Origin of the sequence: Shimia sp. R9_3 (genome assembly GCF_017743755.1) — a bacterium.
Taxonomy (GTDB): Bacteria; Pseudomonadota; Alphaproteobacteria; order Rhodobacterales; family Rhodobacteraceae; genus Shimia.
In genome coordinates this window covers 162,732-178,726 of the sequence record NZ_JAGHRP010000002.1, presented here as the reverse complement: position 1 = coordinate 178,726, position 15,995 = coordinate 162,732, and the positions used below count along the sequence as shown (strand labels likewise).

The 15,995-nt window shown below is 59.3% G+C and carries 15 protein-coding genes; 6 read left to right on the top strand and 9 right to left on the bottom strand.

Annotated elements, in window-relative coordinates; all coding sequences use genetic code 11:
• Window positions 1–145: 145 nt before the first annotated feature.
• Window positions 146–727 carry a hypothetical protein gene (locus J7412_RS05405; RefSeq protein ID WP_209077758.1) on the top strand — a complete coding sequence of 194 codons (582 nt, stop codon included), beginning with the start codon at window positions 146–148 and terminating at the stop codon, window positions 725–727.
• A 118-nt stretch (window positions 728–845) separates the two neighbouring features.
• Here the strand turns inward: J7412_RS05405 and J7412_RS05400 are convergent, their stop codons facing one another.
• Genes J7412_RS05400 through J7412_RS05390 form a run of 3 tightly spaced genes read right to left on the bottom strand, consistent with a single transcriptional unit; the run spans window position 846 to window position 4,075 of the window.
• Complete coding sequence (locus J7412_RS05400) at window positions 846–1,436, bottom strand: DUF3833 domain-containing protein (RefSeq protein WP_209077757.1); 591 nt, start codon at window positions 1,434–1,436, stop codon at window positions 846–848.
• On the bottom strand, window positions 1,436–2,698 hold the full coding sequence (locus J7412_RS05395; RefSeq protein ID WP_209077756.1) for an MFS transporter: 1,263 nt from the start codon (window positions 2,696–2,698) through the stop codon (window positions 1,436–1,438). The genes J7412_RS05400 and J7412_RS05395 overlap by 1 nt, the downstream gene beginning before the upstream one ends.
• 6 nt (window positions 2,699–2,704) lie before the next feature.
• Window positions 2,705–4,075 carry an FAD-dependent oxidoreductase gene (locus tag J7412_RS05390; RefSeq protein ID WP_209077755.1) on the bottom strand — a complete coding sequence of 457 codons (1,371 nt, stop codon included), beginning with the start codon at window positions 4,073–4,075 and terminating at the stop codon, window positions 2,705–2,707.
• Window positions 4,076–4,237: 162 nt separating this feature from the next.
• Between J7412_RS05390 and J7412_RS05385 the strand changes: the two genes are divergently transcribed.
• The 3 genes from J7412_RS05385 (at window position 4,238) to J7412_RS05375 (ending at window position 6,913) form a co-directional block, all read left to right on the top strand.
• Window positions 4,238–5,014 carry a DUF1365 domain-containing protein gene (locus J7412_RS05385; RefSeq protein ID WP_209077754.1) on the top strand — a complete coding sequence of 259 codons (777 nt, stop codon included), beginning with the start codon at window positions 4,238–4,240 and terminating at the stop codon, window positions 5,012–5,014.
• The gene (locus J7412_RS05380; RefSeq protein ID WP_209077753.1) at window positions 5,011–5,736 is read left to right on the top strand and encodes an SDR family NAD(P)-dependent oxidoreductase; all 726 of its coding nucleotides are present in this window, start codon (window positions 5,011–5,013) and stop codon (window positions 5,734–5,736) included. The genes J7412_RS05385 and J7412_RS05380 overlap by 4 nt, the downstream gene beginning before the upstream one ends.
• Window positions 5,737–5,800: 64 nt before the next feature.
• Entirely contained in the window at window positions 5,801–6,913 is a 1,113-nt protein-coding gene (locus tag J7412_RS05375) for a GTP-binding protein (RefSeq protein ID WP_209077752.1), read from the top strand.
• A gap of 5 nt (window positions 6,914–6,918) precedes the next feature.
• On the opposite strand, the gene J7412_RS05370 is transcribed toward J7412_RS05375, so the two are convergent.
• The 3 genes from J7412_RS05370 to J7412_RS05360 all read right to left on the bottom strand — a co-directional run bounded on the left by J7412_RS05370 (window position 6,919) and on the right by J7412_RS05360 (window position 8,650).
• Complete coding sequence (locus J7412_RS05370) at window positions 6,919–7,554, bottom strand: ChrR family anti-sigma-E factor (protein WP_209077751.1); 636 nt, start codon at window positions 7,552–7,554, stop codon at window positions 6,919–6,921.
• On the bottom strand, window positions 7,551–8,069 hold the full coding sequence (locus tag J7412_RS05365) for a sigma-70 family RNA polymerase sigma factor (RefSeq protein WP_209062073.1): 519 nt from the start codon (window positions 8,067–8,069) through the stop codon (window positions 7,551–7,553). Before J7412_RS05365 ends, J7412_RS05370 begins: the two co-directional genes overlap by 4 nt.
• 194 nt (window positions 8,070–8,263) lie before the next feature.
• Complete coding sequence (locus tag J7412_RS05360; protein WP_209061647.1) at window positions 8,264–8,650, bottom strand: carboxymuconolactone decarboxylase family protein; 387 nt, start codon at window positions 8,648–8,650, stop codon at window positions 8,264–8,266.
• Between the two features lie 179 nt (window positions 8,651–8,829).
• Here J7412_RS05360 and J7412_RS05355 point away from each other — a divergent pair, with 179 nt between their 5' ends.
• Window positions 8,830–9,336, top strand: a complete 507-nt coding sequence (locus J7412_RS05355; protein ID WP_209077750.1) for a winged helix DNA-binding protein — start codon at window positions 8,830–8,832, stop codon at window positions 9,334–9,336.
• Window positions 9,337–9,357: 21 nt separating this feature from the next.
• Here the strand turns inward: J7412_RS05355 and J7412_RS05350 are convergent, their stop codons facing one another.
• The 3 genes from J7412_RS05350 to J7412_RS05340 form a co-directional block, all read right to left on the bottom strand.
• On the bottom strand, window positions 9,358–10,659 hold the full coding sequence (locus J7412_RS05350) for a TRAP transporter large permease subunit (protein WP_209077749.1): 1,302 nt from the start codon (window positions 10,657–10,659) through the stop codon (window positions 9,358–9,360).
• Between the two features lies 1 nt (window position 10,660).
• Entirely contained in the window at window positions 10,661–11,185 is a 525-nt protein-coding gene (locus tag J7412_RS05345; RefSeq protein WP_209077748.1) for a TRAP transporter small permease subunit, read from the bottom strand.
• Window positions 11,186–11,267: 82 nt separating this feature from the next.
• Window positions 11,268–12,230, bottom strand: coding sequence for a TRAP transporter substrate-binding protein (locus J7412_RS05340; protein WP_209077747.1), 963 nt, complete (start codon window positions 12,228–12,230; stop codon window positions 11,268–11,270).
• A 113-nt stretch (window positions 12,231–12,343) separates the two neighbouring features.
• Here J7412_RS05340 and J7412_RS05335 point away from each other — a divergent pair, with 113 nt between their 5' ends.
• Window positions 12,344–15,937, top strand: coding sequence for a hydantoinase B/oxoprolinase family protein (locus J7412_RS05335; RefSeq protein WP_209077746.1), 3,594 nt, complete (start codon window positions 12,344–12,346; stop codon window positions 15,935–15,937).
• Window positions 15,938–15,995 lie beyond the last annotated feature (58 nt).

Genomic DNA, 15,995 nt, shown 5'->3' with positions numbered 1-15,995 from the left:
TGAGATTTGGGTGAAGTGAGGAGCAAGTTGAGCGCGCTAGTTCGGCTATGAGCCCGGTTGGACCGATGCCGCGGCGATTTCTGATGTCTACCTTTGTGATCTGTTGCCTTTCAGAGCATTCCCTTCGAGAATACATCATTCATCGATGTATTTGATCGAGGAACGGACTGCCTTGCCAAATTTCATTTCCATACCCCACGCTGCTAAGCGTTTGGCGAAAGCCAATCGCGTCCTCGTGATTGGCTGTTCGGGTGCTGGCAAGAGCACCTTGTCACTCAAGATCGCCGAACGATACGGACTTGAGTATCAATCCTATGACAGAGATGTGCGCTGGCTTCCCGGCTGGCAGGTTCGGAACCGCGCCGAGCAGCGCGCCCGCGTCTTGGCCCTCGTCGGTCGCGAGCGATGGGTGATGGACGGCAACACTCCGTCAACACTCGACATTCGCCTGCCGCGAACTGATTTGGTGGTATGGCTCCGCGTACCACGCCGGGTATGTTTGATGGGTATCGCTCACCGCGTATATTCAAATTACGGATCGGTGCGCTTCGACATGGCCACAGGCTGTCCAGAACAATTGCCCGACCGAGAGTTTCTTTCATATATCTGGACGTTCGAAAAAAAGGTCGCGCCTCGCATAGTCACTGAGTTGGATCGCCATGACCCAAGCGTCCCTGTCGTAATATTGCCAGCGCGAAAATCGTCTGAGTCTTTGCTTTCTAGTTGAACCTCGCCTCGGTTCCCGCAGGCGATCTGGTTGCCAAGATATGTGCACCGAAGCGGTCATTCGTATGGTCGAAGCTAAGGGGCGCTCCGTTCAAACATAAGCCACCACCTTCTGCCCCCTACTCCGCCGCCTCCCGGCGTTCTTCTTCCTCGGGCTGCGGGCGCATGGTGGCGATCAGCTCGGCGACCTTGATGCCGAACTTGCGCATCTCTGAGCGGTTCATGATCACGCCGCTTTCGGTCATGTAGAGCCAGTCCGTCACGTTGAGGCTGTGACCGCCCGCTTCCTCGGTGAGCACGATGGTGTAATCCATGCGGATGGTGGCGCCGGAGACCTTGCCTTTGGCCACGCCAATGATGTCATCAGCGGTGGCAGTGAAGGTGGTGTCGTCCACGATTGTGAGGTTCCACTGGCGGTTTTGCTGTTTGCCGTTGGAGTAGGTGAAGGCTTCTTTCAGGGTGCCGGTGTCGCCGTCCCAGCTGCCTTCCATACGGGCCACAAAGCTGTTGGCCACACGTCCGTTGGGGCCATAAATCAGGCCTTCTGACAGGATGGGGCCGTTCAGGTGCTCTTTGAGCGAGATGAAGGGGCCGAGTTCGGCATAGTCAGAGGGCTCTTGAGAGCGGAAGCTGAACAGGCGGCCTTTGAGGTAGACCACGCCAAGGGTCAGCCCCAATACCAAAATCAACAATACAGTCAGTAGTTTCATCACTCTGCCTCCTCGGCAGGAAGGGCCAGCACCATAGCCAGCGCCACAAGTTTCAACACACAGGGCACCACCGCATATGCGATGTTGAGCGCGTTCAGGGCCTCAGGCGTGTTGGTCTCTCCGGGCACAAACCCATTGGTCTGCAGCGCTGGCAAAACCAGAAACGCCGCGAGAGCCAGTGCCAGTTTTCCGGCAAAAGACCATATCCCGAAGGCCAAAGACGCGCTCAGACGTGCCTTTGTGAGAGATACGGAGAAGAGCGCCGGAAGGATCACCATATCCGCACCCAATGCCGCGCCGGAGGCCACACAGATGAGGGCAAAGCCCAGCAGATTGCCTGCCGATAGAAAGGCTGCCCCGACAAAGCCGCCGATGGCCAGTGGCATGGCGATCAGCAGCGTTTTGCGCCCGCCCAGATGCCCTGCAACTCGCGCCCAAAGCGGCACGCTGAGCCCGGCGCTGAGGAAGAAGAGCACCAAGAGCGGCCCGGCGGCATTGGCGAGCTGCAGGCGGTCTTCCACAAAGAACAGAAAGAGCGTTGAGGTGATGGCAACCGGCAGGCTGTTGACCAGCGCGAGCAGGATCAGGCGGGTGGCGCCTGCCTGTGTCAGATCCGCCAGTGAAAAGCGCGCGCCTTGGATCACCGGACGTTGCCAGATGGGCCGCGTGAGCACCCCGACCAACAGCGCAGCCGCCCCCAGTGTCAGGCCAAAGGCCCCGTAGCCCGAACCGGCCGCGCCCATGGCGACCAAAAGCGTGGGCAGCAGCGCGGCCATGATCACGCCCGCGAGCATCCCTGCCTCCCGCCATGCGGCAATGCGCATCAGCTCTGGCGATGTGGGGGTGCTTGCAAGGGTTGCGCTGCGCCCGTAGAGCAGGATCATACCAAGGCTATAGGCCGAAAACAGCAGCACCAAGACAGCTGCAAGTGCGGCCATGCCGCCTTGCGCCAGCGCCTCTGCGCGCGTGAACAGCAACGGGAAGCCGACGGCCAGCCCGCCGACAGCCAGCAGCGCGAAGCCCAGTTGAAACCGTGGGAAGCGGTCTATGGCCCAGCCAATCAGCGGGTCCTGCACCAGATCGACCAAACGGATCGCCAGCAGAAGCCCACCCAGCGTGGCGAGACCTATGCCAAGTTCCACCGAGGCATAGCGCGGCAAATGGATATAGAGCGGAATGCCTGCAGCAGCCAGGATCAACGCATAAAGACTGACGCGCGGATAGAGGCCGCGCGTTTGCTCTATGACCGCTGCCTCAGCCATTGATCTTTATGCGCTGTCACGCAGCAGAACGGCATTGGCGGCGCGTTCCGCCTCACCAATTTGCGCTGCCGCTGCACCGGCGTTTTGCACGGCCTCCTGCTGGGCGCTAAGCTGCGCCACCACACGCATGGCGCTGTCGATACCGTCTTCATGGAAGCCGTGGCGGTTATAGGCCCCTGCAAACCAGGTGCGGTTGTGGCCCTGCAGTTCGCGGATTTCGCGCTGTGCCACCAGAGCGGCTTTGTCAAACACCGGATGCGCAAAGCTCACGTCATCATAGATGGCGTCCTCAGCGATCTCCTGCGTCGGGTTGAGCGTCACAAACAGCGGATCTTTGGTGTCAATGTTTTGCAGCCGGTTCATCCAGTAGGTCACGCCAATCGCCCCGTTCTGAGAGCGGTAGGCCCAGCTTGACCAGCACTTGCGGTTCTTTGGCATCAGCGCCGGATCGCGGTGCAGCACGGCGCGGTTGGGCTGATAGCGGATTGCGCTGAGCGCCTTGCGCTCGGCTGCGGTGGCGTCTTTGCCAAGAATGCGCAGCGCCTGATCAGAGTGGCAGGCCAGAATGATCTCATCAAAACTCTGCGCTTCACTGCCGGCTGCTTTGACCGTTACGCCTGGCACTCCGCGCTCGGCGTTCAGCCCGCGGCTCACATGCTCCACGGGGGCATTCAGGCGAATGGTGCAGCCGCGTGTGACCAGCGCGGCTTCCAGCCGTTTGACATATTCGATGCTGCCGCCATCCACGGTGTACCACTGGTGTTGTTTGTTGCCCGCCAGCAGCGCGTGGTTCTTGAAGAACTGGACCAGCGAGCGCGCCGGGAACTGATCTACTTCGGCAATCGGTGTGGACCAGATCGCGCCGCACATGGGCATGAGGTAATACTCGCGGAACCATTGGCCCAGCTTCAGCTCATCCACAAGCTCGCCGATGGTTTTGTCGTCATCCTGCGCGGCGGCTTCTGCACGTTTGCCAAAGCGCAAGATATCCGCGATCATTCCGTAGAACTTGGGCCGCAGCAGGTTGCGCTTCTGCGCGGCAATCGCCCCCAAGGAGTTCAGGCCATACTCCAGCCAGCCATTGTCGATGCTGGCCCCAAAGCTCATTTCGCTTTTGGCAACCGGCACGTCGAGCTCGTCAAACAGGCGGGTCAGATGGGGATAGGTGGCGTAGTTGAACACGATGAACCCTGTGTCCACCGGCTGATCACCGTTCAGCCCCGCGAGCACCGTGCGGGCATGGCCGCCCAGACGCCCTTCAGCCTCAAAAATGGTGACATCATGCTGCTCCGACAAAGCATAGGCCGCAGAGAGACCTGAGATACCGGCCCCGACAATGGCAATCTTGCGGCGTGCATTCATCGACTGATCGAACATGAAACCCTCATTTATTGATCGTTTGAAAGCAGATACGCGGCGAACTAAACCTTGGTTCACTCTCAATGACATGCAAAACTCGCTCAACAGCGCGGGCGCTTTAAAAGGTCAGAAAACCCTGACCTGTGTGATCTGTGACGCAGACAAAAGCGTAAAGGGACCATGACGATAGAGCACATACAGGGCCACACAACACACGCCCGCAGAGGACAGCTGAAAAACGCCTTTCGCTATGGCGTGGATTTTGTCCTGACTGACCTTTCCGAGAGCCGCAGGCCTGCCCTCCTGTCGCGCAACCGCTTTAACCTCTGGTCGATCTGGGATCGCCACCACGGAGGCACACGCGGCGCGGGTGATGGGGTCGAGTGGTTCAAACATGTGCTCCGCGAGCGTGGCTTTCCGGTGGAGAACGCGCGGCTGGTGCTGCTCACGCAGCCAAGCTTTCTGTGGTTTCACTTCAATCCAGTGAGCTTCTGGATTGCCTTGATCGACGATCAGCCCTGCGCCTTTGTGGCTGAGGTGAACAACACCTTTGGTGACCGGCACTGCTACTTCTGCGCCCATGACGATTTCCGTCCAATTGCGGCCTCAGACCAGATGCATACCCAGAAACTCATGCATGTGTCCCCGTTTCAGAAAGTCGAAGGCGGCTACCGCTTCAATTTCGGGTTCAGTGCGGACGCGCTGAACATCCGCATTGCCTATGAAAACGGGGATCAGGGTGTGATTGCCACGCTCTTTGGTCCGCGCACACCTGCGAGCAACGCAAGCCTGCTTTGGGCAGCTGTGCGCCGGCCCCTTGGTGCGGCACGTGTGGTGGCTCTGATCCATTGGCAGGCGGCGATTTTGTGGGCAAAACGTGCACCGTTCCTGAAGAAACAGCCTGCGCCCGAAGCCCTCTTGTCTGACAATGTCCCCGCCCCGGCGCAGAACCAATGAGCGCGTTTTCCGGCAAAACTTTCTGGCTCATCGGGGCCAGTGAAGGCTTGGGCCGCGCATTGGCTGAGAAGCTGAGCCGCGAAGGGGCGGATTTGATTGTGTCCGCGCGCAATGGCGAACGGCTTGCCTCGCTGGCGGCAAAGCTGCCCAATACGCGGGTGCTGATGCTTGATGTGACCGATGGCAAGGCGGTGAAAGCGGCCGCGAAATCCGTGGGTGAGATTGACGGGGTGATCTATAACGCGGGCGCCTATGAACCGATGGCGGCCACTCAATGGGAGACTGACAGCGCGCTGACCGTAGCCGATGTCAACTTCATGGGGGCGATGCGCGTTTTGGGCGCGCTTATGCCCGGTTTCACGGCACGGGGTGCTGGCGACATCACGCTTGTCGGTTCCCTCGCGGGATATCGCGGCCTGCCCAATGCCATCGGCTACGGGGCCAGCAAAGCCGCCTTGGTGAGCCTTGCGGAAACCATGCGCCACGATCTCAAGGACACCGGCATCATCGTGCGATTGGTCAATCCGGGCTTCATCAAGACACGTCTGACCGACAAGAACGCTTTCAAGATGCCCATGCTGATGACACCGGATGTGGCCGCAGATCACATTCTGCGAGCGATGACATCGCGCCGCTTCCGCACCGATTTTCCAAGGCCGTTTTCCTGGGTGATCCGCCTGCTGCAATACCTGCCGGACTGGCTGATTTATCGCGGGAAGTGAAGCGCATTGTAAATGTTATAACATATCAATAAATATGCAGCCGTCAGCTATCTGAAGGCCCGTCATGACCGATTCACGCTTACCTGTTACCCTGCTCACCGGATTTCTAGGCGCAGGGAAATCCACCCTACTCAATAAAATTCTATCTCAGACTGGCAAAGAGAAAATTGCCGTGATTGTGAACGAGTTCGGGGAAGTTGGGTTGGATCACGATCTGATCGAAGCCACCGACGAAGAGGTGGTGCTGCTATCTTCTGGCTGCCTGTGCTGTTCCATGCGCGATGATCTTTCCAAAACCCTTGCAGATCTGATAGAGCGCCGCACGCGTGGGACTTTGGAATTTGACCGTGTGGTGATCGAAACCACCGGGCTGGCGGACCCTGCCCCGATACGACAGACCTTGTTGCGGGATTACTACCTTGCCCGGGCGACGCGAATGGACGGCGTTGTCACGATGGTGGATGCAAGCAATGGGAAGGCGACACTGGACGCCCAGTTTGAAGCGGTATCGCAGGCCGCAACGGCCGACCTTCTCCTGATATCCAAGACAGATATTGCCACCCCCAAGGCAACCTCGGCTTTGCGCCGTCGTTTGGAAAAGCTCAATCCCACAGCGGAGATCCTGAATGTCGCTGAGGCGGTTGAAGATCCGAAGCGGCTTTGGGGCCTGTCTGCGCTGCGCCGGAATGCTGATGCCACTCAGGCGCTCAATTGGCTGACACGCGCGCCATCTGAGGCCGCGCCATCTGATCCTCTCGTCAATCTTTCAGGCTTTGCGCCAACCAAGCTGGTGCGCAAGTTCTCTCCGCATGATGCGCGCATTGAGTCGGCTTCCATTACGCTGGAGACTCCACTGGAAGACTCGGTTTTTGATCACTGGCTGGACACGCTGGTGGCGCTGAAGGGACCAGACCTTTTACGAGTAAAAGGCATCGTCTTTCTCAAAGGGCTCAAAACACCTTTTGTCTTTCATGGTGTGCAGCACATCTTTGATCGTCCGGAGCCACTCAACAACTGGCCAGACGGCGACACCACCTCGCGCATCGTGGTGATTGCACGAGACATGACCAATCCCGAATTGCAGCGCAGTCTCGATATGCTGCGCGCAACGGCAGCGCCGAAACAAAAGGAGGTCTTTCCGGGGTGGAAAGACCTAGAGGCGCGAAGCCAAAGCTAGGTTGCTCAAATCCGGAAAATCGGCTGCAACATGCGCGGCACGAAGGCGTTGAATTTCAGCCTGGCATCCGTCGCGGCGAGGCAGATGCAGGCATCCCCTGCTCCGGCGATCGGCGTATGCTCCAGCGTTTCGTCCGCGACTTCCACATCGCCAACCCCGAAGAAGCCGGTCTCATCGGTGAAGCTGCCTTGCAGCACCAGTGTCAGCTCCAACCCGTTGTGGCCGTGATCGGGCACCGCCTGTCCCGGCGGGATATAGAGCAGACGCACGCTGCCGTGCTTGTCTTCGGCGAGAATATCCTGGCGCACACCCATGCCAAGTTTCTTCCACCGAGGTTCACGCCCTTTGAGCGCTTCAACAACAGGGCCCGGATAGGGGCCGCTGCGCGCATAGACTGGCGCCTCAGGAATAGGATCATCCAGAAGGCTCAATAGGTCAGCTTTCATGGAGGCCGACACGGCAAACGCGCCGCTGTCTTCGACCACAACACCGCCCACAGCTTCATGGGCTTCGACCACAGCACGGCACTCGGCGCAGATCGAGATATGGGTGGCCACAACAAGGGAGAAGGCGTGCGGCAGGTTGCCCGCCGCGTAAGCCGCCAACATGGGCTCTGGGATATGATGGCTTATGGCTGTCATTCACTCAGGTCTTTCAATTCGTGTCTCAGACGCTGCAATCCGAGGCGGATGCGCGATTTGATAGTACCAAGCGGCAAGCCCGTTTTTGTGCTGATCTCCTGATGGGTCAGCTCCCCAAGATAGGCCTGCTCAATCACCTCCCGCTGTTCAGGCCGCAGCTTTTGCAAAGCGGCCCGCAGCTGTCCCGTTTCTTGCTCGATGGCCAGGATCTGGCTGGCGTCCGGCTCCGCATCAGGTTCTTCCTTCAGCGCCTCCGGCATCGGGCGGTTTTCTTTGCGCGCTACGTCGATCTGACGGTTGCGCACGATCTGATAGACCCAAGCGGACACCTGAGCACGATGCGGGTCAAACATATGGGCCTTGCGCCACAACGTCAGCATCACATCCTGCACAATCTCTTCGGCCTGCGCCGCAGAGGTGCCATTGCGCATCACAAAGCCCTTCAAACGCGGGGCAAAGTGATCAAACAGCCGCGAGAATGCGGCCTTGTCGCGGTGATCGCGCACGGCGATCATCCACTGAGTCTCTTGTGAGGGCTCCGCTCTGGCTTGCGTCACGCGCTGCCTTTCCTTTGGTCGCGTTATCGGAGCGTTCGCCCGGTCGCGGGAAATATCAAGTGTTGCACTCACCATATCCCCAATACGCGGGGGCTTAAAAGACGGATCACCCCCGTGGTCGATTTTTTCTGGCGTCTTTTCAGCGCGATGCTTCAGATATGGCCGGTTTCTTCCAGAACGCGGCGCGCCACGCGGAAACACTCCAGCGATTGCGGCACACCGCAATAGATCCCGATCACATGGATTATGGAGCGCACCTCCTCTGCCGTCACGCCATTGGTAAGCGCGCCGCGCAGATGAATTTCCCATTCGGTCATTTTGCCAAGGGCTGCGATCATCGACAGGTTCATCATCGAGCGGGTCTTGGCGTCAATGGTGTCATCGCCCCAGCCAAAGCCCCAGCACCACGCGGTCATGGCCTCCTGAAACGGGCGATTGAAATCATCTGCACCGTCCAGAGTCTTTTCCACATACTCGGCCCCCAGCGTCGCCTTGCGCGCGGCCAGACCTTTTTCAAACATCTCTTTGTCCAAACTCATCCTCTGCCCTTTCCTCCAAATTTCCCGCGAAAATGCGCGGTGCTTTTTGAATAGCGGGCGACAGGCGGATTCCCCAAACGCTTTGTTTCGCTGAGGCGGAACCACGGGGTTTCCCTCGCAAATCCGAGGGATTATGCTACCAATTTACTGACGTAACGCTGATATGATTGGTCAAATCCATGGAAAAACGCCCTATCGTCTCCTCCCGTCACCTCGCTGAGGGGGATGGCTGGGAAGCCTCAGAGGTCGAGTACGGGATGATCATCGCCTACAATGCGTTTTCGCGCTGGATGACCCGGTGCATGGCGGCGGCGGGACATCCTGAGATGACCCCGCTGGAGATTCTGGCGCTGCACAATGTCAATCACCGCGACAAGGACAAGCGGCTGACAGACATCTGCTTTTTGCTCAACATTGAGGACAGCCATACGGTCAATTATGCGCTGAAGAAGCTCTTGAAGCTTGGGCTGATCCAATCGGAGAAACGCGGCAAAGAGGTGTTTTATAGCACATCGGCGGAAGGCAAGGACGTCTGTGAAGCTTACCGTGTGGTGCGCAATCGGTGCTTTATCGATGGGCTGCCACGGCTGGATATCTCCGGTGAAGCGATGCGCGAGATTGCGGCCTCTCTACGGTCGCTATCCGGGCAGTATGATCAGGCCAGCCGGGCGGCTGCCTCGCTCTGATCCAGCAAGGCAGCTTTGGGTTTAGCGGCTCATCAGCTCCGGCAGATAGGTCACGATTTGTGGGAAGACACAGATCAGCAGAACCCCCAGCAGCAAAAGCAGGAAGAACGGGAATGCCGCTTTGGCGATGCGCAGGATGTCGAGCCGGGTCATGCCTTGGATGACAAAGAGGTTGAAGCCCACTGGCGGGGTGATCTGGCTCATCTCCACCACGATCACCAGATAGATGCCAAACCACAGCGGGTCGATGCCGACAGCGGAGATCATCGGCATGATGATCGAGGTGGTGAGCACCACCACGCTGATTCCATCCAGAAAACAGCCCAGAACAATGAAGAACAGTGTCAGCGCCACCAAAAGAGCGGGCACGGAGAGCTCCATCGCGCCAATCCAAGCCGCCAGATTGCGCGGCAGGCCGGTGAAGCCCATCGCCACGGAAAGATAGGCAGCGCCCAAAAGGATAAAGGCGATCATACAGCTGGTGCGGGTGGCAGAGAGCAGCGCGTCCATGAAGAGTTTGATGCTGAAGCTGCCAGAGGCCCAGGCAAGCACGGTGGCCAGCACAACGCCCAAGGCGGCGGCGTCTGTTGGCGAGGCAAGCCCCGTGTAGATCGAACCGATCACGCCGATGATCAGCAGCGCGACTGGGATGAGATTGCGCGAGGCGGCGAGTTTTTCACGCAGCGGGAAATCCCGCACCTCTTGTGGGATCAGCGCCGGGTTCATCCACGCGCGCACGGCGACATAGCCGGCAAAAAGCGCAATCAACATGAAGCCCGGAAGGATGCCCGCCACAAAGAGGCGCGCGATGGATTGTTCCGTGGCCACGCCATAGACGATCAGGATGATGGAGGGCGGGATCAGGAGGCCCAAGGTGGCGGAGCCTGCCAGAGTGCCGATGATCAGGCTCTCGGGGTAGCCGCGCTTGGTGAGTTCGGGCACAGACATGCGACCGATGGTGGCGGCAGTTGCGGCGCTTGAGCCGGAGACGGCGGCAAATATCGCGCAGCCAAAGACGTTCACATGCAAAAGCCGCCCCGGCGCGCGGGTGAGCCATGGAGCAAGGCCTGAGAACATATCCTGGCTCAAGCGGCTGCGCAGCAAGATCTCCCCCATCAGGATAAACAGTGGCAGGGCGGTGAGCGCCCAGCTGTGGGAGTGCCCCCAAAGCGTGGTGGCAAGCACCAGTCCGGCGGGGGCGTTGGAAAAGGCGGTCATCGCCACCAGCGCCACAACGCCCAGCGCCATGGCCACCCAGAGCCCGGCGGCGAGGCAGATCAGCATTAGCCCCAAGAGGACCGCGGCAATCATTGGATCGGCCATATTACATCTCCTCCGCGGCGTGCAGCACTGGCTTGCGAGTAGCAATGAGTTCCACCAAGGACTGCACCAGCGCAAGGAACAGCATACCGATGCCAAAGGTCATCACGCCTTGGGGCAGATAAAGCGGCACCGGAATGATGCCATTGGAAACATCCCCGTAGTGCAGGCTTTCCATCACCAGCGCGCCGCTGAAGTAAAGCGCATAGCCAACAAAGCCGATGGCCACCAAAAGCGTGATCGCTTCGAGCGCGACAATCGCGCGGCGGCCCATGCGCTGCACAAACAGCGTCACCCGGATGTGACCGCCTGAACGCAGGGTGTAGGCCATGGCCAGAAAGGTGGCGCCGGCCAGCATGAAGCCCGCGAAATCCGCGTAGGATGGGATGGTGGAAGGCAAGACGCCGGGCATCACGCGGCCCATGCCGTTCAATACAATCTGCGCGCTGACCAAGAGGCAGATCGCCAGTATCAGCATGGCACTGAGATATCCGGCGGCCCGGTAAATTCCGTCCAAAGCTCTGCTCACGCCCTGCCCTCCTGTTTGGTCTGGTCTTGTTCGCCACATATGAAAACCGGCGATGACATGCACCGCCGGTTCGCGATGGGGCTTACTTGCTGGAATAATCCGCCAGCGCCGCTTTGGCGGCGTCAGAGGCGTTTGCGTTCCAGTTTTCCAGCATCTTGGCACCGATGCCCTGCAGGCCTTCGACCAGAGCCGGGCTTGGCTCATAAACGGTGATGCCATTGGCGGCGAGCTCTGCGGTTTTGGCGTCGGCTTCAGCGGCGGACATTTCCCAGCCGCGGGTTTCGGCGGTGTCTGCTGCGGCCAGAACCGCGGCCTGAACATCTGCATCCAGACGGTCAAACACGCGCTTGTTCACCACAACGATGTTTTTTGGCACCCAAGCGTTGATCGGGCTGTAGTGGCTGACAAAATCCCAAGCGGTGGAGTTCACGCCGGTGGAGGGTGAGGTGATCATCGCTGCAACCTGACCGGTGGTGAAGGCCTGAGGAATGTCGGACGCCTCAACCTGAACAGGCGCGGCACCTGCGAGGGTCGCAAACTCTTCCAATGCGGCGTTATAGGCGCGGAAGCGCAGACCGTTCAGATCCTCAACGGTGGCGATTTCGCCGTTGGTATAGAGACCCTGCGCTGGCCATGGCACGGAAAAGAGCGGCATCAGCCCCTGCTCTGCCAAAAGCTCGGTCACAACCGGCTCTTGCGCTTCCCAAAGGGCGCGCGCGTCATCATAGCTGGTGGCGACAAATGGCTGGCTGTCCAGACCATAGGCCAGATCTTCGTTGGACAGACGCGACAGGAAAAATTCACCCAGCGGGACCTGACGCGAGCGCACGGCGTTTTTGATTTCCGCGTGCGGGATCAGCGAGCCTGCGGAGTGGATGGTGATGTCCAGCCCGCCATCAGTGGCGGCGCGTACATCATCAGCAAATTGCATGATGTTCTGTGTGTGGAATGTGCTGTCGCCATAGGGTGTTGGCATATCCCAGCCTTCGGCGTGGACCATTGTGGCACAGGCCATGGCGGCGGCGGCAAATGTGATTTTGCGCATTGTTTTGGTGCTCCCTGTTTTTGCAGAACGTCGAATCTGACGCTCACATAACGTTGACAAATTGTCAGCGTTCTCATCATAAAGCAACAATAATTCGATTCTAGGAGAGACCGATGACCACAGAGCACGACAGCGCATGGCAATTCTGGGTCGACCGTGGCGGCACGTTTACCGACATTGTGGCGAAGACGCCGGATGGCGGGCTCAAAACCCATAAGCTCTTGTCAGAAAACCCAGAAATCTACAAAGACGCGGCGGTGCATGGGATCCGCCAGCTGCTTGATCTGGCTGAAGGCGACGCGATTCCTAGAGGCGCGATCGATGCCGTAAAAATGGGCACAACGGTTGCAACCAATGCACTTTTGGAACGCAAGGGCGAGCGCACGGCACTCCTGATCACCAAAGGGTTGCGCGATTTATTACGGATTGGCTACCAGAACCGCCCGGCGCTTTTTGATCTCAATATTGTGTTGCCTGAGCTGCTCTATGATGAGGTGATCGAAGTTGAAGAGCGGCTGGATGCGGATGGCAATGTGATCACCGCGCTCAACGCCGAGGCTGCGCGGGCCGCGCTTGTGGCGGCGCATGCGGCGGGTTTTGGTTCTGTGGCGATTGCGTTGATGCACAGCTATCGCTTCCCCGCACATGAAAAGACGCTGGGGAAAATTGCGCGGGAGGTTGGCTTTTCCCAGATTTCGATGAGCCATGAGACCAGCCCGCTGATCAAGCTGGTGGGACGTGGCGACACAGCTGTGGTGGATGCCTATCTCTCTCCGATCCTGCGCCGTTATGTGGATCAGGTGGCGACCGCGCTGGACACCGCCAAAGGCGGCTGTGAGCGGCTTTTGTTCATGCAGTCCAATGGCGGTTTGACCGATGCGCGACTGTTTCAGGGGCGCGATGCGATCCTGTCCGGCCCGGCAGGCGGCGTGGTTGGCATGGTGCGCTCTGCGGCGGAGCTTGGCTTTGACAAGCTGATCGGCTTTGACATGGGCGGCACGTCCACAGACGTCTGCCACTATGCGGGCGAATATGAGCGATCGTTTGAGACCGAGGTGGCCGGGGTGCGGATGCGCGCGCCGATGATGTCGATCCACACGGTGGCGGCGGGGGGCGGCTCGATCCTGAGCTTCCGCGATGGCCGTATGCAGGTGGGGCCGGAAAGCGCGGGGGCCAATCCGGGGCCTTGCGCCTATCGTCGCGGCGGGCCGCTGACGGTGACGGATTGCAACGTGCTTCTGGGCAAATTGCAGCCCGATCATTTCCCACATGTGTTCGGGCCCAACGGCGATCAGCCGCTGGATGTGGATGCCGTGCGTGTGAAATTTGAAGCGCTGAAGGCGGAGATTGGCAGCGAGAAATCCGTGGAGGATCTCGCGGAGGGCTTCCTGCGGATTGCCGTAGAAAACATGGCCAATGCGATCAAGAAGATCTCGGTGCAGCGCGGCTATGACGTGACCAAATACACGATGAACTGTTTTGGTGGCGCGGGCGGGCAGCACGCCTGTCTGGTGGCCGATGCCCTGGGCATGGAAAGCATCTTCATCCACCCATTTGCGGGCGTCCTCTCTGCCTTTGGCATGGGGCTTGCGGACATCCGCGCCATGCGGGAAAGCCAAGTGGCCTGCGCGCTTGACGCGCCAGAGGCCGCTGCGGCCTTGCAGGATCTCACCGCTGCGGCGCATGCGGAAGTGGCTGAGCAAGGCGTTGCAGATCAGGATATCAGCGTGTCGCAAACCGCGCACATCCGCCCCAAAGGGGCGCAGCAGAGCCTCACCGTTGCCTTTGGCGCTCCCGAAACCATGCGGGAGGATTTCATCACCGCCCACAAGCAACGCTTTGGCTTTGCGCCGGAGACCGATGATCTGATCATTGATGTGGTGGTGGCCGAAGCGATTGGGCAGACCGGCGAAGCGGTGACCATGCCAGCCCCTGAGGGCACCGACAGCGCGGCCCCCAATGTGACGCTTTATATAGGCGGGCGTTTGCAAGAGGTGCCGCTGGTGGACCGCGCCACTTTGGCGCTTGGGCAATCGGTGACGGGGCCTGCCATTCTGACAGAGCCAACCGGCACCAATATGATTGAAGACGGCTGGCAGGCGACATGCGCGACAGGCGGCAATCTGGTGCTGAAGCGTATTGTGCCGCTCAAACGCTCGGAGGCGATTGGCACCTCGGTGGATCCGGTGATGCTGGAGGTGTTCAACAACCTCTTTATGTCGATTGCCGAGCAGATGGGCGCGACGCTTGCGAACACGGCCTATTCGGTCAACATCAAGGAGCGCTATGATTTCTCCTGTGCGATCTTTGATAAGAATGGCGATCTGGTGGCCAATGCGCCGCATGTGCCTGTGCATCTCGGCTCTATGTCAGAAAGCGTGCGCACGGTGCTGCGCGAAAACGCGGGCAAGATCCGCCCCGGCGATGTGTTCATGATGAACAACCCCTACAACGGCGGCACGCATTTGCCGGACGTGACGGTGATCACGCCGGTGTTTGACGCGGCGGGCGAGAACATCATCTACACCGTCGCTTCGCGAGGCCACCACGCGGATATTGGCGGCAAAACGCCGGGCTCTGCCCCGCCTGACAGCCGCCATATCGAAGAGGAAGGCATCGTGATCGACAATTTCCTTCTGGTGGATCAAGGCAGCTTGCGAGAGGCAGCCGCGCGCGAGCTGCTCACCTCCGGGCGTTATCCCTGCCGGAACGTGAATGAAAACATGGCCGATCTGGCCGCACAGATTGCCGCGAATGCCACCGGCGCCTCCGAGCTTACGAAGATCACCGCACAGTTCGGTCACTCCACCGTTCAGGCCTATATGGGCCATGTGCAGGACAACGCCGAAGAAAGCGTGCGGCAGGTGCTGGATGTGTTGAAAGACAGCGCGTTCTCTTACCCGCTGGACGGCGGTGCAAAGATCGAAGTCGCGATCAAAGTGGATAAGGAAAACCGCACCGCGACCATCGACTTCACCGGCACATCAGAGCAGAGCGCGACAAACTACAACGCCCCGATGGCAATCTGCCGCGCAGTGGTGCTTTATGTCTTCCGCACGCTTGTGGGCAGCGACATCCCCATGAACGAAGGCTGTCTGAAACCGCTCTCGCTCATTGTGCCTGAAGGCTCGATGATCAACCCGAAATTCCCTGCCGCCGTGATTTCGGGCAATACAGAGGTCAGTCAGGCGATTGCCGACACGCTATATGGCGCGCTCGGGGTGATTGCGGGCAGCCAGGGCACGATGAACAACTTTGTCTACGGCAACGACACCTATCAGAACTACGAAACCATCTGTGGTGGCACCGGCGCGGGCGACGGATTTGATGGCACCAGTGCGGTGCACAGCCATATGACCAACACCCGCATGACTGACCCCGAAGTGCTGGAAACCCGCTTCCCGGTGCGGGTGGAGGAATTCTCCATCCGGCATGGCTCTGGCGGTGAAGGCAAGTGGCAAGGTGGCGATGGCATCATCCGGCGACTGCGGTTTAATGAGCCGATGACCGTGACGGTGCTGTCCTCACACCGCGTGATCCCGCCCCATGGGACAGCAGGAGGTGGCACAGGGAAAGTGGGCCTCAACAGCGTGGTCCGCACCGATGGCAGCCAAGAAAAGCTCACGGGGAACGATCAGGCTGAACTGACCGCTGGCGATATCTTTGTGATGGAAACACCCGGTGGCGGCGGCTTCGGCGCTGCTTAAACAAACAAAGAAGGGCCGCTTGGAGAGATCCCCAAGCGGCCCTTGTTCTTTGCAGCAG